Below are 24,108 nucleotides of genomic sequence, written 5' to 3' on the forward strand. Positions count from 1 at the left end.
CCCATGACGAAGGCCCTGAACGCCGGGCTCCGGCAGGCGATGCTGGCCGACCCGAAGGTGCTGCTGATGGGCGAGGACATCGGCCCGCTCGGCGGCGTCTTCCGCGTGACCGAGGGGCTCTTCGCCGAATTCGGCGACAAGCGCGTGCTGGACACCCCGCTGGCCGAATCCGGGATCATCGGCACGGCGATCGGCCTGGCCATGCGCGGCTTCCGCCCGGTCTGCGAGATCCAGTTCGACGGTTTTGTCTTCCCCGGCTTCGACCAGATCACCAGCCAGCTCGCCAGGATGCGGAACCGCCACGAGGGGCAGCTGGTCATGCCCGTCGTCATCCGCATCCCCTACGGCGGCCACATCGGTTCGATCGAGCACCACCAGGAGAGCCCGGAGGCGTACTTCGCGCACACGCCGGGCCTGCGCGTGGTCAGCCCGTCGAACCCGCACGACGCCTACTGGATGATGCAGGAGGCCATCGCCTCCGACGACCCGGTGATCTTTTTCGAGCCCAAGAGCCGGTACTGGCCCAAGGGCGAGGTGCAGTTCGGTGAGAGCGGCAGCCCGCTGCACGCGAGCCGCGTCGTGCGCACCGGCACGGATGTCACGGTCGTCGGCCACGGCGCCATGGTGAGCGTGCTGCTGCAGGCCGCCGACATCGCCCAGGCGGAGGGCATCAGCATCGAGGTCGTCGACCTGCGCTCGCTCTCCCCGATCGACTACGGACCGATCCTCGCCTCCGTGGAGAAGACGGCCCACCTGGTCGTCGCCCAGGAGGCGCACGGCTTCGTCAGCGTCGGCTCCGAAATCGCCGCGACCGTCGCCGAGAAGGCGTTCTACACGCTCGAGGCCCCCGTGCTGCGGGTCTCGGCCTTCGACACCCCGTTCCCGCCGGCGGCCGTCGAGACCCACTTCCTGCCGAGCCCCGACCGCGTCCTCGAGGCCATCGACCGCGCCCTCGCCTACTGACCCATGATTCGTCTCAAGGAAGGCACAGCATGACCGTGTCGAAGTTCACCCTCCCGGATGTCGGCGAAGGACTCACCGAGGCCGAGATCGTCGAGTGGAAGGTGGCTCCCGGCGACACGGTGACCATCAACCAGGTCCTCGTCGAGATCGAGACCGCCAAGTCGCTGGTCGAGCTGCCGTCCCCGTTCGTCGGCGTCGTCGGCGAGATCCTCGTGCCGGCCGGGACGACGGTGGACGTCGGGACGCCGATCATCACGATCCGGTCGGACGCGGCCTCGGACGCCGCCGCTGCGCCGGGGGCCGACGTGCCGGCGCCGATCAGGGAGGCTGCCGACGCGGCCGCCGATGTCGCCAACACGATCACCGAGGACGGATCGGCCGCGGTCCTCGTCGGCCGCGGCGCCGCGGCGACGATGCCGACCCGCCGCAAACGGCACAGCGGCGCCCGCGTGGCGCATGAGTCGATGGCCCCGCCCGCCGCGGCATCCGCTCGCCCGGCCGCCACCCCACTCCCGCAGCAGGTGCCCGGCGCCCCGGTGGGACCGGTGTTCGCCAAACCGCCGATCCGCAAGCTCGCCAAGGACCTCGGCGTCGACCTCTCCCAGGTCACCCCGACCGGCCCGATCGGGGACGTGACCCGCGAGGACGTGCTGCGCGAGGCGACCCAGGTGAGCGTTTTCCGCAACATCGAGACCCCGGAGTGGCCCGCCGACCGCGAGGAACGCATCCCGGTCAAGGGGGTGCGCAAGGCCATCGCCCAGGCCATGGTCAAGAGCGCGTTCACCGCGCCGCACGTGAGCCTCTTCGTCGACGTCGACGCCACCCGCACGATGGAGTTCGTGAAGCGACTCAAGGCGTCGACCGACTTCGCCGGGGTGCGGGTGTCGCCGCTGCTGATCATGGCCAAGGCCATGATCTGGGCGGTGCGCCGCAACCCCACCGTCAACTCGACCTTCACCGACGACGAGGTCATCATCCGGCACTACGTCAACCTGGGCATCGCCGCGGCGACACCGCGCGGGCTCATCGTGCCCAACATCAAGGAGGCCCAGGACATGAGCCTGCTCGAGCTGGCTTCTGCTCTCGAACGGCTCACGATCATCGCCCGCGACGGGAAGACGAGCCCCGCCGAGATGGCCGGCGGCACGATCACGATCACGAACATCGGCGTGTTCGGCATGGACACCGGAACGCCCATCCTCAATGCCGGCGAGGCCGGAATCGTCGCGCTGGGCACGATCAAGCAGAAACCGTGGGTCGTCGACGGTGAGGTCCGCGTGCGGTACGTCACCACGATCGGGGCGAGCTTCGACCACCGCGTCGTCGACGGGGATGTCGCCAGCCGGTTCCTCGCCGACGTGGCGAGCATCATCGAGGAACCGGCGCTGCTGCTCGAATAGCGGGCCGCAGTCGTCCGGGAAGCACGTCATCGGGGAAGCAGGGGAGGGGTCGATGGGGCATTCAGCCCGGGGCGCCACCCGCGGCGCCGGCGCCCGCATCCTCGGCACCCTTCTCCTGGGCGCCCTCCTCCTGTCGGGCTGCGTGGCCGAACCGGCACCGCAGACGGATGCCCCCGCAGCGAGTGAGCGCCCGAGCGTGCCCGGGCGGGTGCCCTCGCCCGTGCTCGACGCGACAACGGCCCGGCCGGGCACTCCGCTCACCGTGATCGCCGACGCCGATCCGGTGCGGAATGCCATCGCCGCCAGCGCCGCCCTGTACTCCGAGTCGCGGCTGGTCGTCACAGCGTCGGTGGGTGACCTGGCCGCCCAGCTCCTGGCCTCCTCTGCCGCGGTGGCGCTCGGTGTCCCCCTCCTGCTCACGCCAACGCCGGATGCGACGGCCGCGGCCGCAGCGCTCGAAGACGAACTCGGCCGCCTCGGGGCATCCCACCTGCTGAAGGTGGGCGGCGATCCCGCGGCCCGGCACGTCGGCACCGATGCGGCGGGGAGGGAGGAGTTCCACGTGGTCGCCTCGCCGGACGCGGTGGGCGCGATCCTGCCCCGCGAGCTCGCCGCGGAGGCGGTGACCGCGAATGCGGTGACCGCGGAGGGCGCGCTGGCCGCGGTCGCGAAGCTGAAGGCCGGCACCCCGCTCCTGCTCGGACTGGCCGCGGGCGCCGACCCGGCGCCGACCACGACGCCGACCACGACGCCGACCACGACGCCGACGGGGCCTGCAGCGGCAGCGACGGACCGGCCGCCGGTGACGCTGCCGCGCGTGCGACGCAGCGTGCCGCGCACCGGAGTGCTGGTCCTGGCCGTGAACGACCCGGCCCAGCTGGCCGGGGCGGCCACGGCGCGTGCGGCAGGCGTAGACGTGCTGCCCGTGCCGGCCGACCACCCGAACCCGCAGGCATCCGCCGCACTGGTGACGGCGCTGGGCGCGGCCCGGCCGTCGGCCGTGCTCGCCCTCGGCGCGGCGTTCGCCGGCGAGGAGCGCCTGGCCTGGAAGGTCCGCGCGGCCGCCACCGGCGTCCAGCTGCCCGGCGGGGGGCAGGTGCTCTTCCCGGCCAGCCTGCTCGTTGCCTTGTACGGAACGCCGGGGACGTCGGCGCTCGGCGTGCTCGGCGAACAGGAGCTTCCGGCGGCGATCATCCGGGCCAGGAGCACGGCGAGCCAGTACGCGGAGCACACCGAACGCACCGTCGTGCCGATGATGGAGATCATCGCCACGGTCGCCGCCGGGGCGGAGGGGGCCGACGGGAACTACTCCAACGAGCTCTCCGCCGACCGCCTCCGACCGTGGGTCGAGGCAGCGGGCAAGGCCGGAATGTACGTGGTGCTCGACCTGCAGCCGGGGCGCACCGACTTCCTCACCCAGGCGAAGCGGTACGAGTCACTGCTCGTGCTGCCCCACGTGGGACTCGCCCTCGACCCGGAGTGGCGGCTCGGCAAGACCCAGCGGCACCTCGAGCAGATCGGATCGGTGGACGCCGCGGAGCTCAACACGGTGATCACCTGGCTCGCGGACCTGACCAGCACGCACGCGCTGCCACAGAAACTGCTCGTGCTGCATCAGTTCAGCCTGAAGATGATCCGGAATCGCGCCAGCCTCGACACCTCCCGCCCTGAACTCGCCCTCCTCCTGCACGTTGACGGGCTCGGCGGCCAACCGGCGAAGCAGGCCACCTGGCGGGCCCTGCGGGCCGGCGCGCCGGCCGGCATCTTCTGGGGCTGGAAGAACTTCATCGACGAGGACCAGCCGATGCTCACCCCGGCACAGACCATGGCGCAGGTCGTGCCGAGCCCGGACCTCATCACCTACCAGTGACCCGCCCGCGAGTCCTTTGATCCGGACTAATGGTTTTGACAATCATTATCAATAAGCGTAGTGTCGCACCGTGAGACCCAGACACCTTTCCCTTGCCGCCCTCCTGGCCGCGGCCGTCGTCCTGCTCTCCGGCTGCGGTACCGACCCGGACGCGTCCGACGCCGGGCTCGAGATCGTGGCAACGACCACGCAGGTAGCCGATTTCACCCGCGAGATCGTAGGCGACACGGCCGACGTCGCGCTCACCCAACTCGTCCGGCCCAACCAGAGCGTCCACGCCTTCGACCCGTCGGCCGCGGATCTGACCGCGCTCGGGCGGGCCGACGTGCTCGTCGTCAACGGCATCGGGCTCGAAACCTGGCTCGACGACGCCATCGAGGCATCCGGCTTCGACGGTGTCACGATCGACGCCAGCGAGGGGATCTCCCTGCTGGAAGACGACAATCCGCATGTCTGGACCGACCCGCGCAATGCTGACGCCATGGTGAACACCATCGCCTCGGGGCTTGGCAACGCCGACGCGCCGAACGCCGATGCGTTCGACGCCAATGCGACGGCCTACGGCGACAAGCTCACCCGGCTCGATGACTGGACCCGCGCCAACGTGGACACCGTCCCCGCGGGCGATCGCCTGCTGGTGAGCAACCACGACGCCCTCGGCTACTTCACCGCCGCCTACGGCATCACCTACGTCGGATCCGTCATTCCGAGCTTCGACGACAACGCCGAACCCAGCGCAGCCGAGATCGACAAGCTCGTGGCCGCGATCACGGCGACGGGCGTCAAGGCCGTGTTCTCCGAGGCGTCCCTCGACCCGAAAGCCGCGCAGACCATCGCGAGCGAGGCCGGGGTGCGTGTCTACTCCGGCGAGGATGCCCTCTACGTCGACTCGCTCGGCCCGGCCGGAAGTGAGGGACAGACCTACCTCGCGGCGCAGGTGCACAATGTCACCGTCGTTCTCGAATCCTGGGGCGTCACGCCCAGCCCCGTCCCGGCCGAACTGGGATAGTGGTGCTGTGAACGAGAACCCTCCCGATCCGGCGCCCGCACTGGCGGTCTCCGGCGCCTCCTTCAGCTACGGCCGCGGGCCCGCCCTGGAGGACATCACCTTCGAGTTGCGACCCGGCGAAGCCGTTGCCCTGATCGGCCCGAACGGCTCGGGAAAATCAACGCTGCTCAAGGGCGTCCTCGGGCTGGTCCCGCGGGTCAGCGGCACCGTCACGGTGCTCGGCCAGGCCGCGGCGCCCGCCGGCTCGGTCGGCTACGTTCCCCAGACCGAAGACATTGACCCGCACTTCCCGATCACGCTCGAGCAGGTCGTCATGATGGGCCGCTACCGCTCCCTCGGCTGGCTGCGCCTGCCGTCCCGGCGTGACCGCGACTCGGTAGCGCACGCCCTGGAAACGGTGGGCCTGGGGCCGCTGGCGAAGAGCCGATTCGGCCAGCTTTCCGGCGGACAACAGAAGCGGGGCCTGCTCGCGCGGGCGGTCGTATCCGGTCCCCGCCTGTTGCTGCTCGACGAACCATTCAACGGCCTCGACCAGGAGAACCGCGACGCCCTGATCGGCACCATCGACCGGCTGAAGGCGGGCGGCCTCGCCGTGCTCGTGTCGACCCATGACCTGGAGCTCGCCCGGGCCGTCTGCGAAGAGGTGTTGCTGCTCAACGGCAGCCAGGTTGCCTTCGGACCGCGCGACGAGGTGCTGACCCTCGACAACGTGCAGCGCACCTTCCGGGACGTGGGCGTGGAGATGGACGAACACACCGTCGTCGTGCCCGGGCACGAGGGCCACTAGGTGGACCTCGCCGGCTTCCTGTTCGACGGCTTCGCGCTGCCGTTCATGGCCCGCGCGCTGGCCGTGCTCGCCGCACTCAGCCTCGTCGCCGGGGTGGTCGGGGTGCTGGTCAACCTGCGCGGACTGGAGTTCATCAGCGACGGGCTCACCCATGCGGTCTTCCCCGGAATAGCCATCGGCTTCGTCTGGAGCGGGCAGGACGGACTCTTCGTCGGCGCGCTGATCGCCGCACTCGTCGCCTCCGTCGCCCTGACCCTGATCGCGCGCAGCAAGGTGCCGACGGATGCCGCCATCGCGGTCGTCTTCACGGCCATGTTCAGCATCGGCGTCGTCGTGGTTTCCCGTGAAACCAACTACGCCGGGCAACTCGAGCAGCTCCTGTTCGGGCGCCTGCTGACCGTCGGCCCGGCCGAGGTCGTGCAGACGATCGCGATCTGCGGCGTCGCCCTCCTGGTCGTGGCGCTCACCCTCAAGGAACAGGTTTTCCGGGCCTTCGACCACACCGGGTTCTCCGCGGCCGGCTACCGTCCGCTCCTGCTCGACCTGCTGCTCAACGGTGCGATCGCCCTCGTCGTCGTGGCGGCGACGAGTGCGGTCGGCACCCTGCTCGTGCTCGCCGTGCTGATCGTGCCCGGTGCGGTGGCGCGCCTCCTCACCTCGCGGCTGTGGCTGCTCTTCCCCGTCGCCGCGGTGTTCTCCGGGGTGGCGGCGTGGCTGGGGCTGGCGCTCGGCTATGCGGCATCCGTCGACCTGGGCATCGAGCTGTCGAGCGGCGCGACCGTCGTGCTCGTGCTGGTGGCGGGCTACGCCGTTTCTCTCCTCGCCCGGATCCTTGTCGACCGGCTTCGCGGCAGGACGGTACGGTGATGGGCTACTTCGAGACGGCTCTCCTCGCCGGCCTCGTGATCGGGGCGCTCTCCGGGCTGGTGGGCTCACTCGTCGTGCTGCGCCAGCGAACGTTCTTCGCCCAGGCGCTCACCCACGCGACCTTCCCCGGCGCCATCGCCGCGGCCATCCTCGGGGTCAGCATCCCCCTGGGCGCGGCCGTTGCGGCCGTCGCCATTGTCGGCATCATGACCGTGATCGGAAAGGTCGAGCGGCAGGGAGCCCAGGTTGCGTCGGGCATCGTGCTCACCGCCGGGTTCGCCCTCGGCGTGCTCCTCCAAGCCCTGAACCCGTCGTTGCCCGTGCAGGTCGACTCCTACCTGGTCGGGTCGATCCTCACCGTGACGACCGGCGACGTGCTCCTGGCCGCCGGCGTGCTCCTGCTCGCCGTCGCCGTCATGGTCTTCCTGGGCAAGGAGATCCTCTTCTCCACCTTCGACAAGAACGGATTCCGCGCCGCGGGCTACCGGGAATGGCCGATCGAACTGCTCAGCCTCGCCCTCATCGCGGCGACGGTGGTCACGGCGATGCCGGCCGTCGGTGCCATCCTCGCCATCGCGCTCATCGCGGCGCCCGCGGCCGCCGCGCGCCAGCTCGCCCGCACGACGACCCAGATCTTCGTCGCCGCGCCGCTGATCGGAGCGGCATCCGGGGCCATCGGCGTGCTGCTCTCCCGCGCCCTTGACGTGGCGGCCGGGCCGGCGATCGCCCTCACGGCGGCCGGCTTCTTCCTGGCGGCCCTCGGCGTTCACCGGCTCGGCCGGGCGCGGATACGGTTGAGAGCATGAAGCGAAACACCTGGCAGCGGGAAGCCGTGCGCGCGGCCCTCGACACGGCCGAGGGTTTCGTCAGCGCGCAGGGCCTGCACGCCACGCTGCACGCGACCGGCTCGCCGATCGGCCTCGCCACGGTGTACCGGGCCCTCGCCGACCTCGCCGCGGAGGGCGCCGCGGACTCCCTGCAGTCGCCGGAGGGCGAGAGCCTGTACCGGGCCTGCAGCAACGACCACCACCACCACCTGATCTGCCGCAACTGCGGCCTGACGGTGGAGATTGAGGCGGATGCCGTGGAGATCTGGGCCAGGAACGTGGCCGCCGAGCACGGCTTCAGCCAGGCTGCCCATGTGGTCGACGTCTTCGGCCTCTGCGCCACCTGCGCCCCCGTCGCCCCCTAGGCGGGCCGGTTTGCGCGAGGCGCGTCGAGGCCGTAGAGTTGACCATTGCTGCGCACATCCGTGCGTGCATTGCCGCAACGTGCCGCTCCCCGTCAGGGAGAGCGCGGGCGTTCCGGCCGACAAGAGATCTTGGGAAGGGCATTCGCCCTTCGGTAATGGAGGAAAACCATGGCAGCTGTCTGCCAGGTGACTGGAGCCGTTCCCGGCTTCGGACACAACATTTCGCACTCGCACCGACGCACCAAGCGTCGCTTCGACCCGAATGTTCAGAAGAAGACATATTACGTACCCTCGCTCCGCCGGAACGTCACGCTGACCCTGTCGGCCAAGGGCATCAAGGTCATTGACGCACGCGGCATCGAGTCCGTCGTCAAGGACGTACTCGCTCGTGGGGTGAAGATCTAATGGCAAAGCAGCATGACGTCCGTCCGATCATCAAGCTTCGTTCGACCGCGGGAACGGGTTACACCTACGTGACCCGCAAGAACCGTCGCAACGACCCCGACCGTCTCGTACTCAAGAAGTACGACCCCGTAGTGCGCAAGCACGTTGACTTCCGTGAGGAGCGCTAAAAATGGCGAAGAAGAGCATGATTGCCAAGAACAACCAGCGCAAGGTAATCGTCGAACGATACGCCGCCAAGCGCCTCGAGCTGAAGAAGGCTCTCATCGACCCGAACGGCACCGATGAGTCCCGTGAGGCCGCTCGCCTGGGCCTGCAGAAGCTCCCCCGCAACGCTTCGCCGGTGCGCCTGCGCAACCGCGACGCGGTTGACGGACGCCCTCGCGGCCACCTCAGCAAGTTCGGTATCTCGCGCGTTCGCTTCCGCGACATGGCGCACCGGGGCGAGCTGCCCGGCATCACCAAGTCCAGCTGGTAGCACCCCGGACGGCCGCGTGAGCGGTCCTCCGTAACGTCCTCAGGGGATGTCGACTTCGGTCGGCATCCCCTGAGTCGTTCCGCGCAGAGCGAAATAAAAGCGACTCGCCGGGGAAAAGCGCTCCGAAACGCCGGAAATCCGCGGAATTCCGCCGATCTCTGTTAGATTCAACGCGGTCGAACCGACCAGCGGAGAAGCTCCCCGGAGTCAATTCGTTCACCCTAACTACCTGTTTCTACGAAGGTCCGAGGAGGACACTCAATGGCTGACAAGTCGCTGAACAAGACCGAGCTCGTTGCCAAGGTTGCCGCAGACTCTGGCCAGAGCCAGACTGCCGTCGACAGCGTTCTGAACGCTTTCTTCGCAACCCTCGCCGACACCGTTGCACACGACGGCAAGGTCACCATCCCGGGTTGGCTCGGAGTCGAGCGCACCGCTACCGCCGCGCGCACCGGCCGCAACCCGCAGACCGGCGAAGAGATCCAGATCGCCGCAGGCCACCGCGTCAAGCTGACCGCCGGCAGCAAGCTCAAGGCCGCCGCCAAGTAGCATTCGGTACCTGCACGACAGACGGGCGTCGACTTCGGTCGGCGCCCTCTTCTGTGCCCTCTTCTATGCCCGGGCCGCCGACCCCGCCGAAACTACGCCGACTGTGACACTTCCGGTCGACTTTGCCCGGTGCGCGGGGGGAACTCGACCGGAACGGTCACAGTCGGCGCGGATCCGGCCGCGAGCCGGGGCGGGCCCGCACGGTTAGGCTGGCTGGGTGCCTCGTCTTGTCCGCCTCATCGGTCCGGCAGCCCTGCTGCTGGTGGCTCTGCTCGCGACTCTCGCCGGGCTCGCGTATGGCGGCGGTTCGGCCGCGCAGCTCCTCGCCGACCCGGGCCCCGTGGTGCGATGGAGTCTGCCCATCGCCAAACTGCTGGTCAACCTCGGCGCGGCCGGCACGATCGGCGCCCTCGTGCTCACCCTCTTCGCGTTGAGCCCCGGGGAACGTGAGTTCAACACCGCGCTCGACTTCTCCGCGGCATCCGCAGCCGTCTTCACCGTCGCCTCGGCGCTCACCGGGTTCCTCACCTTCCTGCAGGTGACGAACGTCTCGCTCAGCTTCGATGACACGTTCAGCGCGACGATGGGCCAATTCTTCAGCCAGATTGAAATCGGCCAGGCCTGGCTCGGCACCACCCTGATCGCCGCCGGCGTCACGGTGCTCTGCTTCGCGGTGCGCAACCAGACCGCGATCGTCTTCGTTGCGCTCCTCGCGGTCGCCGCGCTCGTGCCGATGGCGCTGCAGGGGCACTCCGCGGGCGCGACCGGCCACGATCAGGCGATCACCGCACTCGGCATGCACCTGCTGTTCGCCGCCGTCTGGCTGGGTGGGCTGCTGACCGTCCTCGTGCTGCGCGGCAGCCTCACGGGCGATCGTCTCAGCGTGGTCCTGTCCCGCTATTCTTCCCTCGCACTGGTCTCCTTCATCGTGGTCGCCGTATCCGGCTACGTCAGCGCGGAGCTCCGTGTCGGCAGCCTCGAGCGGATCTTCAGCCCCTACGGCGTGCTCGTGCTGGTGAAGGTGGCGGCGTTGGTCGCCCTGGGCGGCTTCGGTGTGCTGCAGCGCCGGTTCGTCATCGGCCGGATGATGTCCGGACGGTCGGACTCCCGCCCGTGGTTCTGGTGGCTCATCACCGCGGAACTGGCCTTCATGGGCCTGGCCTCGGGCGTCGCGGCCGCGTTGGCGAAGACGGCCACGCCGGTCGTGCAGGTCACCGCCGCGGAGATCCCCACCTCGACGCCCGCGCAGATCCTGACCGGGGAGCTGCTGCCGCCCGAACTCACCTTCTCCCGCTACTTCACCGAGTGGAATTTCGACCCCGCCTGGGTGTTCTTCTGCGCCTTCGGCATATTCTTCTACCTGGCCGGGGTGCAGCGACTCCGCCGCCGCGGCGACAGCTGGCCGCTGTACCGCACCGTGCTGTGGGTCCTGGGCATGCTGGCCTTGTTCTACATCACCAACGGCGGCGTGAATGTGTACGGCAAGTACCTGTTCTCCACCCACATGCTCGCGCACATGGCCCTGACGATGCTCGTGCCGGTGCTCCTGGTTCCCGGGGCGCCGGTCACGCTCGCTGCGCGCGCCATTCGCAAGCGCCACGACGGCAGCCGCGGCCCGCGGGAGTGGATCCTGCTCGCCGTTCACTCGAAGCCCGCCGGGATCCTGGCGCATCCGTTCGTGGCGGCCATCGTCTTCGCCGCATCGCTGTGGGTCTTCTACTACTCGGCGTTGTTCAGCTGGGCGACCACAGACCACATCGGCCACGAGTGGATGGTCGTGCACTTCCTGATCACGGGATACCTGTTCGTGCAGTCGCTGATCGGCATTGATCCCGTGCCGTACCGGCTGCCCCACGCATTCCGATTGCTGCTCCTGCTGGGCACGATGGCGTTCCACGCGTTCTTCGGGGTGGCGCTGATGACCGGGACCGGGCTGCTGCTTGCCGACTGGTACGGGGCCATGGGGCGCGACTGGGGCCTGAGCGCCATCGCGGACCAGCAGGCCGGCGGCGGCATCGCCTGGAGCATCGGCGAGATTCCGACGATCGCGCTGGCCATCGCGGTGGTGATCCAGTGGAGCCGCGGAGACGAGAAGGAATCCCGGCGCATCGACCGAAATGCGGACCGCACGGGCGACGCCGACCTCGAGGCGTACAACGCGCGGCTCGCGCGTCTCGCGGCGCACGACCGGTAAACGCCCCGGGCAGGTGGTCGGGCCCAGTGCCCGGCCCGGCGCCCAGGCTAGTGCAGTTGGATCGCCAGCGCCCCGTCGGGCCTGATCGTCACGCTCAGGGCCACCGTGAACGGCACGTCCTCATCCCGGGTGGTGAGTTCCCCATCGAAGAGGGATCGGACGTCGACGACGATGTGCGCCTGGCCGACGGTCGGCGGCATCTCGAACGTGTTCTGGCCGGCCGCCAGCGTGACCACCGGGAAGCTCGCGATCGACCACGCCGGCAGCCCTTGCACCTGGTCGTTGATTTCGATGCCGAACGGGCAGTTCGACGGCTGCAGCACCGTCTGCGTCGCGCACGCCTCGAGGAAATCGTTGAGTTCGGTCTGCACCTGTTTGATGAACCGCTTATTGGGCATCGCGTCGATCGTGACATCGGTTGCGCCGCCCGACGTGACGGGCAGCGCCTGCTTCGGGGCGGTGAGCAGGGTGGAATCGTGGGTGAAGTCGTACAGCGCCGGTGCGAACGCGAGGTAGGCGGCCTGGTTCGAGAACGTAACCGGCGCTTCCGGTGCCGCGTGGGCCCGCGTATCGAGGGTGAGCCCATTGACGGTGAACGTCGCCTCGTGGAGCACCGTCACCTGGAGTACGGCCAGTGGACTGGTCGTGAAGCGCCAGCTGTCGAAGACCCCGGCGAAGGTGCCGGTGCGAGCCACCGCGAACTTCATCGTCGACTCGTTGCCGTCCAGCAGGAAGTCGTAGACCACGGTGTGGCGGCCGTTGGCGCCGGCGGTGTCGCTGCGCAGCTGGATGTCGCTGAGTTCACCCAGGACGGATCCGCGCAGCAGCGTCGAGGGGAGGTTCTGCGGCAGCCCGTCCTCTGTGAGCCTGGCGTTCGTGAGCTCCACGCCGGGCATGGCCAGCGCACCGGCCTGGTCGTGCCGAGCCAGGGCGTCGAGGTATTGGCGAACGAAGCCGCCGGCGCTGTAGACCTCCCGGTTCAGGGAACCGATGGCGGCAAACAGGGCACCGAGCAGCAGCGCTGCGATCACGCTCACGGCAATGATGGCGCGCCGTAGGCTTCGCCGGCTCTCGCCGTCCCCGATGGTCACGTCAACATCCTACGGGCGCAGGCTCGCCGCCCCCGAAACGGCCGGTGCCGCCACTGCCACGTGTCCTTGCCCCCAACCGCGTGAAGTCCCGGCGTTTGCCGGGTCGGGACGGTTACAGTGGAATGTTCCCCCCGCCCCCGCGCCCACCGAAAGTGCCCCCGTGTCCGAGATCCCGCTGTCCCGCGAGCAGGCCGAAGTCTTCGCCGCGATCGAAAGCACGCGCCAGAACGTTTTTGTCACCGGTCGCGCCGGCACAGGTAAGTCGACACTGCTGAACCACCTCTCCTGGCACACCAGCAAACAGATCGTCATTGCCGCGCCGACCGGAGTGGCCGCGCTGAACGTGGGCGGGCAGACCATCCACTCCCTGTTCCGACTGCCGATCGGGGTGATCGCCGACCACGTGATCGACCAGTCCGACCAGGTGCGCAAGCTGCTCAACACCATCGACACGCTCGTCATCGACGAGGTCTCCATGGTCAACGCCGACCTGATGGATGCCATCGACCGCAGTCTGCGACAGGCGCGCCAGCGCCCACACGACACGTTCGGCGGCGTGCAGATCGTGCTCTTCGGCGACCCGTACCAGCTCGCACCGGTCCCGGGTGATTCCGACGAGCGCGCCTACTTCGCCGACACGTACCGGTCGATGTGGTTCTTCGACGCCAGGGTCTGGCAGCAAGCCGAACTGCGCATCTTCGAACTCACCGAGATCCACCGCCAGCACGACGCGGACTTCAAGCACATGCTCAACGCGGTGCGCCACGGCCAGGTCACCGCGGAGATCGGCGGCGCGCTGAACGCCGCCGGGGCCCGTCCGGCGCCCAGCGAAGGCGTCATCACGCTGGCAACCCGCAACGACGCGGTCAACCGCATCAACGCGGCCGCCCTGCAGCGACTCTCCGGCCGGCCGCTCACGGCCAAGGCCGAGATCACCGGCGACTTCGGCGGACGCACGTTCCCGGCCGACGAGGTGCTCGAGCTCAAGGTGGGCGCTCAGGTGATGTTCCTGCGCAACGACTCGAACCACCAGGACGGCGGGCAGCGCTGGGTGAACGGCAGCATCGGCACCGTCACGAAGGTCGACTCGACGGTGTACGTCGACATCGACGGCGACACCCACGAGGTCGAACCCACCGTGTGGGAGAAGTTCAAGTACAGCTACAACCCGCTCACGAAGAAGCTGAAGAAGGATGTCGTGGCCGAGTTCACGCAGTTCCCGTTGCGGCTGGCGTGGGCGGTCACGATCCACAAGTCGCAGGGGGCAACCTACGAGCGGGCCATCGTCGACCTCGGCTCGCGGGTCTTCAGCCCCGGCCAGACCTACGTGGCCCTCAGCCGGCTGACCAGTCTCGAGGGTCTCTACCTGGCCCGCCCGCTGCGTCCGAGCGACATCATCGTGGATGAGAACGTGCAGCGCTTCATGCAGGGCGAGCGGGCGGCCCTGACCACCGAGGAGATCCCCCGGACTTAGTGGCCGGTCTGGTCGCCGGTGTGGCCGGTGTCGTGGCCGGTGTGGCTGCCGCTGGGATTGTCGGTCCCCGGCGTGGAGTGCGTGCCGTGCGGAGCGGCGTACTCGCCGGCCCGCGTGGCGGCCAGGGCGCTCGTGGTCAGCCCCGAGAAGACCATGCCGCCAATCATCAGTGCGGCTAGGAAACTCCAGGCGGCCTGCGGCTGGGGTGAGGCGGCCGGGACGTCGGCCCGGGGCGAGGGGGCGGCCTCCGTTGTCACCCGCCGCGCGTTGCTGCGTTTCGCGTCGCTGCGCCTGGACAGGGCGAGGGCGCAGGCGAGCGTGATGTCGAAGAGCGAGGCGACGGCCATCGGGTAGAAGGGCAGTCCCGTCGCGTCGGCCGTGACCCCCAGCCCGCTGCCGAGGATCGCCGTGGCGCCCCAGACGAGGACCGGGACGAGTGCGAGGGCGACGATGGCATCCGGGGCCGTGACGCGGCCTCGGATGAGGGTCACGACACCCCAGCCGAGCTCGGTGAGCCCGAGCCCGACCAGGATGATCGCGAGCGGGAGAGGAGCGCCGGCTCCGACTGCGAGGTGTACCAGCGCTGCGCCGATGGCGGCGAAGGCAAGCCAGGTGCGGATGACGGGGTTCATGTTGTGCTCTTCTCCTGGGCGACGCTGTTCGGACGCGGTTACGCGGTCGCGGTGGCGGAGACGCGGGCGGACCGTTCGGCTCCGAGCCCGGCGCCGAGCAGCACGATGGCGCTGGCCAGGTGCAGGAAGTGGTCGGCCGTGTTCAGGGCCAGGATGTTCAGCGCCGAGCCGACGATGAAGAAGCCGACGATACCGAGGAGCAGGTAGACGGCCCCGACGGCCCCGTTCACGGCCTTGGCTGCGGACACGCTGGAGAGTCCGGCGATCAGCAGGGCGGCGCCGATCAGAAGGTGGGCCACGTTGTGCAGCGGGTTGACCGCGAAGATCCCGAGGAGCAGGCCACCCTCGGTCGCGAGGAAGCCGATGCCGCCGGTGACGGCGAAGCCAAGCAAGCCGACGAGAATGTAGACCGCTCCGAAGACGGTGCCGAGCAGTCGGTTGGGGGATGTACGCATGTTGGTTCCTCTCTTAGGTGCCACGGTTATCCGGGCTCATCTGGTATTCGGAGATAGCCGTGAATCGGATTGGTGTTTGCTGCGAATGTGATCCGAGAACCCCTCGGTGCGGCGGCTCGGAACGGTGCAACGGCCGGGGACGACTCGCCCGAAACCGGCGCGCGCCCGAAGCGATCTGGGTACACTCCCCGGTACAAGGGCCATCAGTCAGCCTGGGGATGCCAATGGACAGTAGACCCGTTCCGAAACGCCGCTGGGCTGCGCTCGCACTCGTTCTCGGAGCCGCCTTCGCCTTCTCCGGTTGCCTCAGCGAGGCTGGTCCGGCCCCCGACCTCACGGTTCCGGTGGGCTCTCGGTTGCCGGCCGGTGTGGCCGAGCGACTCGATGCCGCACTCGCAGAGGGGCTCGCCCTGTCCGGGGCCTCCGGAGCGCTCGCCGGGGTCTGGGCGCCGTGGGCGGGAGACTGGGTGGCGACGCCCGGAACCACCACGATGACCGGCGACAACCCGATGACCGCCGACATGAAGTTCCGGATCGGAACCACCACCACCTCGATGACCTGCACGGTGCTCCTCCGGCTCGTGGAGGAAGGCCGGGTGAAGCTCGACGACCCCGTTTCCCGCTACCTGAGCCGGAGCGCGGAGGTCGAGGGCATCACGCTCGGACAGCTCTGCCGAAACACCTCCGGCCTGGCGGACTATTACCCTGGGCTCGCGCCCCAGTTCGTGGACAACCCCACGCGGCAGTGGCCGCCCATGGAAATCCTCGCGAGCGGCCTGGCCGGCAAACGTCTTGCGGCGCCGGGTGGCGCCTGGTCGTATTCCAGCACCGGCATCATCCTGCTCGGCCTGGCACTGCAGTCGGCGACCCACCAGGATTGGGGGTCGCTCTACCGGCACTACATCTTCGACCCGCTGGGCCTCACCCAGACAACCTTTCCCGCCGGCGACGCCGTGCGGCTCCCCGACCCGCACCCGCACGGCTATGCGGCTGCGGTCGACGCGGCAGGGGTGCCGGCGTGCGACCGGGTGCGTGACGAAACCGAGTTGTCCAATTCCATGGGCTGGGTCGCCGCCGGGGTCGTGTCGACGCTCGCCGACCTGAGGACGTGGGCACGGGCCTTCGCCGAGGGCAGCGTGCTGTCCGAGAAATCGACGGAGGCGCAGTGGGCGACCGTGCCCCAGGGCGAAACGTCCCCGCAGTGGCAGCGTTACGGACTGGGAGGCCGCCAACTCGGCCCTCTGCGGGGGCAGTCCGGCGCGATCCCGGGTTTCCTCTCAGCGACCCTGGTCGACCCGGAGAGCGGCCTGACGATCGTCGTCATGCTGAACAACTCGACCGCAGGCCCCGGGTTCGTGCAGTCCCTCGCGCAACGCCTCGCCTCGATCGCGGCGAAGGCACCGCCGACGGATTCCGCCGAGGCTCCCGTGCTCAGGCTGCCGTGGTCCGAGGAACAGACGGCCGAGGCGATGCGCTCCGGCGCGGCCTGCCAGGCGGCGGCCCCAGCCGCTGGCTAGAATTCGGTCATGGCGATCACACCCGACACAAAAGACTGGACCTGGGTCCTCGAGCAGCCGTGCCCCGAGTGCGGCTTCGACGCCGCCGAGGTCGCCCTCGACGACATCCCGCGCCTGATTCGCGAGAACGCGGCCGGCTGGGGCCCCGTCCTCGCGCGCACCGACGCGGCCGTGCGCCCGAACGACCACACCTGGTCCCCCCTCGAATACGGCGCCCACGTGCGCGACGTTTTCCGGACCTTCTCGGTGCGGCTGGGGCTCATGCTCAGCGAAGACGACCCGCTGTTCGCGAATTGGGACCAAGATGCCACGGCGGTCGCCGAGCGGTACCACGAACAGGACCCGGCCGTGGTCGGCCGGGAGCTCGCCCTCGCCGCGGCATCCCTGGCCGATGCCTTCGCCGCCGTCCCGGTAACGGAGAGCACCCGCACCGGCCGCCGCAGCGACGGAGCCCGCTTCACCGTGACCACGCTCGCTCAATACGTGCTCCACGACCCCGTCCACCACCTGCACGACGTCCACCGCCCCCTCGCCGAACTGTGAGTTTGGCACCTTCCCGACCTCGGTGAAGGTGCCAAACTCACAGTTCGGCGAAGAGAGAAGGCGCGGTTAGCGCGGTCAGCGGGGGTGGGCGGGGTCGATGGACTCGAGGTGCTCCGGCACCCTCGCGTTCCAGCCGAGTTCGCGCTTGATTCGCACCCGCAGGGTGTCGGCGGAGGCCGGCTCCCCGTGCGTGAGGTAGGTCATCGCGGGCGGTCGCGGGGCGGCGCGCATCCACTCGATGACCCCGTCGGAGTCGGCGTGGGCCGACATGCTTTCCAGGGCGACGACCTCGGCCTTGATCGGCACGTCCCGCCCGTAGATCCGCAGGTGGTCCTCGCCGCGCAGGAGCGCGGCGCCGCGCGTTCCGCCGGCCTGGTAGCCGGTGAGGATGATGGCGTTGCGCCGGTCGGATCCATAGGCGATGACGTGGTGGAGGATGCGGCCGCCGGTGAGCATCCCGCTGGCGGAGATGATGATCATCGGCCCGCCGCGCAAGTTGAGCAGTTTCGATTCATCGACGCTGTGCACGAGGGTGGCCAACCGGTACATGTCCCTGAATTCGTCCGGCGTCAGGCGGTGCTCTTCGGCGTGGCGCCGGTAGACCTCCGAGGCGTCGATGGCCATCGGGCTGTTGAGGTAGATCGGGATATCAGGGATCGCGCCTGCCGCACGCAGCCGAGAGAGGTGGAGGAGCACGGACTCCGAGCGCCCGACGGCGAACGCCGGGATCATCACGACTCCGCCGCGTTGGGCGACCCGCCGGATCACCGCGCCGAGCTCCTCCTCAGGGTCGGCCCCCGCGTGCTTCCGGTCCCCGTAGGTCGACTCGGCCACGAGCACGTCGACCGCGCCGAGTGCCCGTGGGGGCTTCATCAGAGGGTCGTCCGCCCGGCCGAGGTCGCCGGTGAAGTGCACCGCGGTCCCGGCCACGTCGAGCCGGATCTGGGCGGCGCCCAGGATGTGGCCCGCCGGGATGAAGGTTGCCCGGAGCGAGGGTCCGAGGTCCAGCTCCTGGTCGAAATCCCGCACGCGGAACGACTCGAGGGAGCGCACCGCATCCGCCACCGTGTACAACGCCCGGGGATTCGTGTGCCGGGATGACCCGCGCTTCTTCGAGTAGGACGCTTCCTCCTCGAGCAGGTGGCCGCTGTCGGGCAGGACCAGGCTGCACAATTCGGCGGTTCCGACCGTCGAGTAGATGGGGCCGGCGAAGCCGTCCCGCACAAGGGCTGGGAGGTATCCGCTGTGGTCGAGGTGCGCGTGGGTGAGGACGACGGCGTCGATGGATTCGGGCGGCACCGGAAATGGGAGGCGGTTCCGGTCGCGCAGGAGCTTGTAACCCTGGAAGAGCCCGCACTCGATGAGCACCCGGCGGTCACCCGACTCGACGAGGTACCGCGACCCGGTGACGGTGTCGGCGGCTCCCAGGAAGCGAAGAGTCGAATCTGAGCCGTGCGCCACGGTGGCCTCCCCACGAAGTCGATGGAGTACCGGATGACCTGCACCGCGTCGCCGGTTCAGGCCCCAAGCTATTTTCGACTGACGGCTCCTGTCAAGGGCCTGCGCAAGCCGCCTTCTGGCTGAGATGCGGAGAAAGGACCTTCGATCTGAACGTGAAGGTTCCTTGTCCGCAACTCAACTGGAATGGGCGGCGGGGAGCGGCAGTATGGTCGGCGCATTCGGCCTGGGCGCCCCTGTCCGTGACGGATGCGGGCCTCCGGGCTACCCTTGAAGCATGTGCCGGAACATCCACACGCTCCACAATTTTGAGCCCGCCGCCACTGACGACGAGGTACACGAAGCCGCGCTGCAGTACGTGCGCAAGATCAGCGGCGCGACCAGGCCGTCGAAGGCCAATGCCGAGGCGTTCGACCGGGCAGTCGCGGAAATCGCCCACATCTCGAGGCACTTGCTCGAGGACCTGGTCAGCGCCGCCCCGCCGAAGAACCGCGACATCGAGGCCGAAAAAGCGAAGGCGCGCTCGGCGAAGCGGTTCGCCGCGGCGTAGCCGCTACGCCCGGGCTTCGGCGCGGTAGCGGAGGTACACCATGCCGTTGCCGAACCGGCGTTCATCGAGCAGGTCGAGGTTCAGGCGCACCCCGTCGAGGAAGCGCGTGCCCCCGCCCACCACGACGGGCGCCAGGAACATCCGGATCTCGTCGACCAGCCCGGCCGCGATCGCCTGGCCGGCCAGGTTGGCGCCGCCCACACCGATCTCACGCGCCGCCGTCGCCTTGAGACGGCGGACCGCTTCGGGGTCGAAGGACCGCTCGATTCGCGTGCGTGCAGTGGACGTCGTCTCCAGTGATGTCGAGAAGACGACCTTGTCGGCCGCCCGCCAGATCCCGGTGAAGTCCCGGATGACCGGCGGCGGGTCGGCGAGGGTGTGGGCGGTTTCCCAGAAGGTCATCACCTCGTACATCCGGCGCCCAAAGAGGTAAGTGCCGACCGGCCGCTCGAGGTCGTTGATGAACGCGTGCACCTCGTCATCCGGCACGGCCCAGTCGAAGTTGCCGTCGGCGTCGGCCAGGTAGCCGTCGAGGGACGTGATCCCGGTGTAGCTCAGTGTGGCCATGACGCGAACGGTACTACCACCGGCGTCCGGGGTGCGCTCAGCCCGCATGGCCCCACGCTTCGACGAGCCAAGCGAGGACTTGCTCGTCGATGTCCGCCGCCGAGCGAAGTTCGAGGTGATGGGTGAATCGCCCCGGTCTCGGTTCGACGACCTCTTTCCAACGCGGCGATTCGTCGCGGCGGTGCAGGTCGATCGTGAGGACGAGCGAGGCCACGTCGCCTCGCAGGTACTGGCCGGGCAGCCAGGTCCACGCGAACGCGACCCGACGCCGGAAGGCGACCTGGCTCCTCGTGACGCGCATCGTGGCCGGGCCGATCGACTCGATCGCCGAGCGAACACGGTCGAAGAGCTCGCGCGAGCGCAGGTCTCGGCCTGAAAAGTACTGTTCAAGCGGGATCCGTTCACCGCGGGCGCTCGTCATCCGTGCGCCGGGTCGGCGATCCTTTCCAGCGGAGCGCATTCCGTGGAGCGCAGTTCGAGTGTGACCAGGAGGGCCTGCACGAGGTGGATCCCGGCGGCGGCGGCCTCCCAGAGCTCCGGGGAAAGGTGCACCGGCACACAGACGTGTGCTCCCGGCTGCAGCGTCTCGGCCGGCTCGCTGCCCAGGTAGTGGAAGAACGTGCCGCGCGCGGCCGTGCCCGGCGGGTCTTCGGGCGACAAGAGGAACCCGGCGACGAAGAAGTCATCGGCCCCGGAAGGCGACCAGGGGGAATCCGACTCGTTCACAATGTCTATCCGCAGCGCGGAGGGCGACAGCGACGGGGTGTGACTGTCCGGCCAGCGCAAGGCGAGGCCCTTGCGACGCTGTGCCTTGACTGGCTGCGCCTCAAGGGCACGCGGCCGGTGGCGGTATGCCCAGTCGCCGTCCTGCACCCAGAGGTCGCTCGTCACCCACCGGCCGGTCAGGTCCGGGTGTGGTGCGGCGATCGTCAGCCGGGTCACTCCCTCGCTCTGAACGACCCGCCACCCTGTCTGCGGCCTGGTTTGAGACGGATCTGACTCGTCCCACTGCCCGGCACGAACGAGTCTCGTGAAGTCGGACAGCGGGCGGCCTTCGCCCGACAGGGATGATCGAGCCACCTCCATCGATCCCAGTTGGACGAGTGTCTCATCGTCATCCGCGCTACTCATGCCGCGAGCATGGCACACGGCCGGGCCTGCCGCCCGTGCCCGATGCCGCACAATGGGGAGGTGGATGAGATCGGGCTGGACGGAGATGGTCCGAGGTGTCCGGCGTGCCGTGTCGAGATGACTGCCGATGGCGTGGACACCGCCGAGGGGCTCGAGTCCTGCCATCGGTGCCCGAGGTGCCGGTTGGTGCTCGTCGTTCCCGGCCTCTGGCCCGAGTGACCCTCGCCTCCTCCTGGCCTGGGGCCCGATAGGACGGCGTCTTCCTGGCCGCCTCGTCGAGATCCTCTGCGGTCAGGAGCGGTTTCAGCTGCACGCTCACCGAGGCCCGTCGAAACGAAGAAGCCCCAGTCAGGCGACTGGGGCTTCCTCGTTGCTACTTCGACGGAGTGTCGGTCAGCGACTTGTCAGAACCGGTTCCTCGAACTGGTTCATCGTGTTGTTCGTGCCACCGGCCTTCAGCGCGGCCTCGCCGGCGAAGTACTCCTTGTGGTTGTCACCGATGTCGGAGCCGGACATGTTCTGGTGCTTGACCGTGGCGATTCCCTCGCGGATCTCGCGCCGCTGCACGCCCTTCACGTAGGCGAGCATGCCCTGGTCGGCGAAGTAACCCTTGGCCAGATCGTCGGTGGACAGCGCGGCCGTGTGATAGGTCGGCAGGGTGATGAGGTGGTGGAAGATGCCGGCCTCGGCCGAGCCGTCGCGCTGGAAGGTGCGGATGCTCTCGTCGGCAATCCGGCCGAGCTCGGTCTCGTCATACGCGACGCTCATGAGCTTGGCACGGTCGTAGGCCGACACGTCCTTGCCCTCTGCGAGCAGGTTGTCGTACGCCTGCTGACGGAAGTTGAGCGTCCAGTTGAACGACGGGCTGTTGTTGTAGACCAGCTTGGCGTTCGGGATGACCTTGCGCACCTCGTTCATCATTCCGGCGATCTGGGCGACGTGCGGCTTCTCGGTCTCGATCCAGAGCAGGTCCGCGCCGTTCCGCAACGAGGTGATGCTGTCGAGCACGCAGCGGGCCTCGCCGGTTCCCGGACGGAACTGGAACAGGTTGCTGGCCAGGCGCTTCGGGCGCAGCAGCTTGCCATCGCGCTTGATCACGACATCCCCGTTGCCCAGCTCTGCCTCGGTGATCTCGTCGACGTCGAGGAAGGAGTTGTACTGCTCGCCCAGGTCTCCGGGCTGGTAGGTCACGGCGAGCTTCTGCGTGAGGCCGGCGCCGAGCGAGTCGGTGCGGGAGACGATGATGCCGTTGTCGATGCCGAGTTCGAGGAACGCGTAACGCACGGCGTTGATCTTCGCGATGAAGTCCTCGTGGGGCACTGTGACCTTGCCGTCCTGGTGGCCGCACTGCTTCTCATCCGAGACCTGGTTCTCGATCTGGATGGCGCAGGCGCCGGCCTCGATCATCTTCTTGGCGAGGAGGTACGTCGCCTCGGGGTTGCCGAAACCGGCGTCGATGTCCGCGATGATCGGCACGACGTGGGTCTCGTAGTTGTCGATCTGGTCCTGAAGCGCTGCGGCCTTGTCGTCGTTGCCGGCGGCGCGGGCCCCGTCCAGGGCGGTGAAGAGCAGGTCCAGTTCGCGGGCGTCGGCCTGGCGAAGGAAGGTGTAGAGCTCCTCGACCAGCGCGGGAACGGCCGTCTTCTCGTGCATGGACTGGTCGGGCAGCGGACCGAACTCGCTCCGCAGCGCGGCGACCATCCAGCCGGACAGGTACAGGTAGCGCTTGTTCGTCGTCTTCAGGTGCTTCTTGATGGAGATCATCTTCTGCTGGCCGATGAAGCCGTGCCAGACGCCCAGCGACTGGGTGTAGACGGAGGAATCGGCGTCGTACTCCGCCATGTCCTTGCGCATGATGTCGGCGGTGTACTGGGCTATCTCCAGGCCGGTCTTGAAGCGGTTCTGGGCGCGCATGCGGGCGACCGACTCCGGGTCGATCGCGTCCCAGCTGCTTCCGAACGCGTGCTTCAGAGCTTCGATGGCCTCGGTATCGTCCTGATAGATGGTCATTTGCTTTCCTTCGACGTGGGAGTTGTGCTGTGCCGGGACGGCTGTTTCGGCGGCCCGGTATGGGCCGCTAAATGAAGACTGCGGCAAGAACAGCGGGTCTTCTTCAGGATTCCGGGCAGAACTTTTGCGATTCTTCTCCGGTTCAGAAGAAATCGATGGGCACACCGGGTCAACGAGCCCGAAATAACCGATTCCCGAGAGCACCCTCGGATCGGACACCGACGAGCGGGCTGCGGGCTGGTTCCGCGGGGTAACCCTGGAACGTTGACCGAGTGGGGGGCGCCTGCCGCACTGACGCCATGCCGACGTCAGCGCCCTGGAACCCGTCCCGAGGGTTCTCCTTCGCGATGGTTGCGCGGTGCGATCACCGGCACGGACGCCGGTAATCGAATGCGCGCTCGGGGCGCTGCGGCCCTTCTGCTCATTGGCGCGATGTCGGCCCTGGTTGCCGGATGCGCGTCGGGCGGCGGCCCGGACGTAGTGCACTCGAAAGGGCTCACTGCCGCGGCCTACGAGCCGGATGGATCCTCCTTCGACATTCTCGCCAAAGGTGTCATCGTCGATCTGGGAAGCGGATGCCTGGGCCTCGACCGGACCAGCGACCATTAGAAGCTCATCGTCGCTTTCCCGGTCGGGACCACCCTGTCCGGCTACGGAACGATTTCCGTCGAAGGTGGCGGCACTTTTAGGGTCGGCGACACGGTCCAGTACACGGGCAGCGACGACAAACGCGACGTGCCGCCTCGTGTGCCTGTCGCGATTCCTGAGGGTTGCCCCAGCGACCTCGACATCTGGTACTTCCTGCCCCTCACGGCAAAGTAGGCCGGGGGACGGCTACGTCCGCCTCGAGGCTCGGCGTTTTCAGCGGATCCGGTTGAGGACTTTTTCCAGGCCATCGAAGACGCGCGCGCGGGCGACTTGCTCGGAGAGTACGGGGTCGCGCGCCAGTAGGGCCCGGACGAGTTCCTC

General features: G+C 68.6%; 26 protein-coding genes. 18 read left to right on the forward strand and 8 right to left on the reverse strand.

Annotation, left to right across the window (positions count from 1 at the left end):
- Nucleotides 1-3: 3 nt before the first annotated feature.
- From E3T54_RS13490 to E3T54_RS13550, 13 genes are all read left to right on the forward strand, one after another.
- Complete coding sequence (locus E3T54_RS13490; protein ID WP_241977232.1) at nucleotides 4-963, forward strand: alpha-ketoacid dehydrogenase subunit beta; 960 nt, start codon at nucleotides 4-6, stop codon at nucleotides 961-963.
- Nucleotides 964-992: 29 nt separating this feature from the next.
- Nucleotides 993-2,363, forward strand: coding sequence for a dihydrolipoamide acetyltransferase family protein (locus E3T54_RS13495; protein ID WP_092322731.1), 1,371 nt, complete (start codon nucleotides 993-995; stop codon nucleotides 2,361-2,363).
- A 52-nt stretch (nucleotides 2,364-2,415) separates the two neighbouring features.
- A complete protein-coding gene (locus E3T54_RS13500; protein ID WP_134476137.1) occupies nucleotides 2,416-4,233 on the forward strand; it encodes a hypothetical protein in 1,818 nt (605 codons plus the stop codon).
- A gap of 70 nt (nucleotides 4,234-4,303) precedes the next feature.
- Nucleotides 4,304-5,242: a metal ABC transporter substrate-binding protein gene (locus E3T54_RS13505; protein ID WP_134476139.1), complete on the forward strand. Its 939-nt coding sequence runs from the start codon at nucleotides 4,304-4,306 to the stop codon at nucleotides 5,240-5,242.
- A 7-nt stretch (nucleotides 5,243-5,249) separates the two neighbouring features.
- Nucleotides 5,250-6,029 (forward strand): metal ABC transporter ATP-binding protein, encoded by a 780-nt coding sequence (locus tag E3T54_RS13510; RefSeq protein ID WP_241977228.1) that lies wholly within the window; start codon nucleotides 5,250-5,252, stop codon nucleotides 6,027-6,029.
- Nucleotides 6,030-6,896: a metal ABC transporter permease gene (locus tag E3T54_RS13515; protein ID WP_198414498.1), complete on the forward strand. Its 867-nt coding sequence runs from the start codon at nucleotides 6,030-6,032 to the stop codon at nucleotides 6,894-6,896.
- The gene (locus E3T54_RS13520; RefSeq protein ID WP_206751266.1) at nucleotides 6,896-7,702 is read left to right on the forward strand and encodes a metal ABC transporter permease; all 807 of its coding nucleotides are present in this window, start codon (nucleotides 6,896-6,898) and stop codon (nucleotides 7,700-7,702) included. The genes E3T54_RS13515 and E3T54_RS13520 overlap by 1 nt, the downstream gene beginning before the upstream one ends.
- A complete protein-coding gene (locus tag E3T54_RS13525; RefSeq protein ID WP_134476144.1) occupies nucleotides 7,699-8,088 on the forward strand; it encodes a Fur family transcriptional regulator in 390 nt (129 codons plus the stop codon). Before E3T54_RS13520 ends, E3T54_RS13525 begins: the two co-directional genes overlap by 4 nt.
- 168 nt (nucleotides 8,089-8,256) lie before the next feature.
- A complete protein-coding gene (rpmB, locus tag E3T54_RS13530) occupies nucleotides 8,257-8,493 on the forward strand; it encodes a 50S ribosomal protein L28 (RefSeq protein WP_092322739.1) in 237 nt (78 codons plus the stop codon).
- On the forward strand, nucleotides 8,493-8,660 hold the full coding sequence (gene rpmG, locus E3T54_RS13535) for a 50S ribosomal protein L33 (RefSeq protein WP_092322741.1): 168 nt from the start codon (nucleotides 8,493-8,495) through the stop codon (nucleotides 8,658-8,660). Before rpmB ends, rpmG begins: the two co-directional genes overlap by 1 nt.
- Nucleotides 8,661-8,662: 2 nt before the next feature.
- On the forward strand, nucleotides 8,663-8,968 hold the full coding sequence (gene rpsN, locus E3T54_RS13540; RefSeq protein ID WP_092322742.1) for a 30S ribosomal protein S14: 306 nt from the start codon (nucleotides 8,663-8,665) through the stop codon (nucleotides 8,966-8,968).
- A gap of 261 nt (nucleotides 8,969-9,229) precedes the next feature.
- On the forward strand, nucleotides 9,230-9,517 hold the full coding sequence (locus tag E3T54_RS13545) for an HU family DNA-binding protein (protein ID WP_092322744.1): 288 nt from the start codon (nucleotides 9,230-9,232) through the stop codon (nucleotides 9,515-9,517).
- A 217-nt stretch (nucleotides 9,518-9,734) separates the two neighbouring features.
- Nucleotides 9,735-11,711: a cytochrome c oxidase assembly protein gene (locus E3T54_RS13550; protein WP_134476145.1), complete on the forward strand. Its 1,977-nt coding sequence runs from the start codon at nucleotides 9,735-9,737 to the stop codon at nucleotides 11,709-11,711.
- Between the two features lie 47 nt (nucleotides 11,712-11,758).
- Here E3T54_RS13550 and E3T54_RS13555 read toward each other — a convergent pair whose 3' ends face one another.
- The gene (locus E3T54_RS13555; RefSeq protein WP_134476146.1) at nucleotides 11,759-12,802 is read right to left on the reverse strand and encodes a hypothetical protein; all 1,044 of its coding nucleotides are present in this window, start codon (nucleotides 12,800-12,802) and stop codon (nucleotides 11,759-11,761) included.
- Between the two features lie 160 nt (nucleotides 12,803-12,962).
- Between E3T54_RS13555 and E3T54_RS13560 the strand changes: the two genes are divergently transcribed.
- The gene (locus E3T54_RS13560; protein WP_174844425.1) at nucleotides 12,963-14,276 is read left to right on the forward strand and encodes an ATP-dependent RecD-like DNA helicase; all 1,314 of its coding nucleotides are present in this window, start codon (nucleotides 12,963-12,965) and stop codon (nucleotides 14,274-14,276) included.
- On the opposite strand, the gene E3T54_RS13565 is transcribed toward E3T54_RS13560, so the two are convergent.
- Together E3T54_RS13565 and E3T54_RS13570 are read right to left on the reverse strand one after the other, a co-directional pair.
- Entirely contained in the window at nucleotides 14,273-14,908 is a 636-nt protein-coding gene (locus tag E3T54_RS13565; RefSeq protein WP_134476148.1) for a hypothetical protein, read from the reverse strand. The two genes, E3T54_RS13560 and E3T54_RS13565, sit on opposite strands and share 4 nt — an antisense overlap.
- Before the next feature lie 38 nt (nucleotides 14,909-14,946).
- The gene (locus tag E3T54_RS13570; protein WP_134476149.1) at nucleotides 14,947-15,363 is read right to left on the reverse strand and encodes a DUF4383 domain-containing protein; all 417 of its coding nucleotides are present in this window, start codon (nucleotides 15,361-15,363) and stop codon (nucleotides 14,947-14,949) included.
- 224 nt (nucleotides 15,364-15,587) lie between these two features.
- On the opposite strand from E3T54_RS13570, the gene E3T54_RS13575 reads away from it, so the two are divergent.
- Nucleotides 15,588-16,880, forward strand: coding sequence for a serine hydrolase (locus E3T54_RS13575; protein WP_166804923.1), 1,293 nt, complete (start codon nucleotides 15,588-15,590; stop codon nucleotides 16,878-16,880).
- Between the two features lie 9 nt (nucleotides 16,881-16,889).
- Complete coding sequence (locus E3T54_RS13580) at nucleotides 16,890-17,423, forward strand: DinB family protein (RefSeq protein ID WP_134476151.1); 534 nt, start codon at nucleotides 16,890-16,892, stop codon at nucleotides 17,421-17,423.
- Nucleotides 17,424-17,498: 75 nt separating this feature from the next.
- Here the strand turns inward: E3T54_RS13580 and E3T54_RS13585 are convergent, their stop codons facing one another.
- Entirely contained in the window at nucleotides 17,499-18,884 is a 1,386-nt protein-coding gene (locus tag E3T54_RS13585; RefSeq protein WP_134476152.1) for an MBL fold metallo-hydrolase RNA specificity domain-containing protein, read from the reverse strand.
- Between the two features lie 274 nt (nucleotides 18,885-19,158).
- Here E3T54_RS13585 and E3T54_RS13590 point away from each other — a divergent pair, with 274 nt between their 5' ends.
- The gene (locus E3T54_RS13590) at nucleotides 19,159-19,431 is read left to right on the forward strand and encodes a DUF2277 domain-containing protein (protein WP_134476153.1); all 273 of its coding nucleotides are present in this window, start codon (nucleotides 19,159-19,161) and stop codon (nucleotides 19,429-19,431) included.
- Between the two features lie 3 nt (nucleotides 19,432-19,434).
- Here the strand turns inward: E3T54_RS13590 and E3T54_RS13595 are convergent, their stop codons facing one another.
- The 4 genes from E3T54_RS13595 to E3T54_RS13615 all read right to left on the reverse strand — a co-directional run bounded on the left by E3T54_RS13595 (nucleotide 19,435) and on the right by E3T54_RS13615 (nucleotide 23,139).
- Entirely contained in the window at nucleotides 19,435-19,998 is a 564-nt protein-coding gene (locus E3T54_RS13595; protein ID WP_134476154.1) for a dihydrofolate reductase family protein, read from the reverse strand.
- Between the two features lie 37 nt (nucleotides 19,999-20,035).
- Nucleotides 20,036-20,419, reverse strand: coding sequence for a DUF5655 domain-containing protein (locus E3T54_RS13600; protein WP_134476156.1), 384 nt, complete (start codon nucleotides 20,417-20,419; stop codon nucleotides 20,036-20,038).
- Entirely contained in the window at nucleotides 20,416-20,940 is a 525-nt protein-coding gene (locus E3T54_RS13605; RefSeq protein ID WP_134476158.1) for a hypothetical protein, read from the reverse strand. The genes E3T54_RS13600 and E3T54_RS13605 overlap by 4 nt, the downstream gene beginning before the upstream one ends.
- A gap of 582 nt (nucleotides 20,941-21,522) precedes the next feature.
- On the reverse strand, nucleotides 21,523-23,139 hold the full coding sequence (locus tag E3T54_RS13615; protein ID WP_134476160.1) for an isocitrate lyase: 1,617 nt from the start codon (nucleotides 23,137-23,139) through the stop codon (nucleotides 21,523-21,525).
- Nucleotides 23,140-23,571: 432 nt separating this feature from the next.
- Here E3T54_RS13615 and E3T54_RS16890 point away from each other — a divergent pair, with 432 nt between their 5' ends.
- Nucleotides 23,572-23,748: a hypothetical protein gene (locus E3T54_RS16890; RefSeq protein WP_166804924.1), complete on the forward strand. Its 177-nt coding sequence runs from the start codon at nucleotides 23,572-23,574 to the stop codon at nucleotides 23,746-23,748.
- The last annotated feature ends 360 nt before the right edge of the window (nucleotides 23,749-24,108 follow it).

Source organism: Cryobacterium sp. Sr8, assembly GCF_004403225.1.
GTDB classification, from domain to species: domain Bacteria; phylum Actinomycetota; class Actinomycetes; order Actinomycetales; family Microbacteriaceae; genus Cryobacterium; species Cryobacterium psychrotolerans.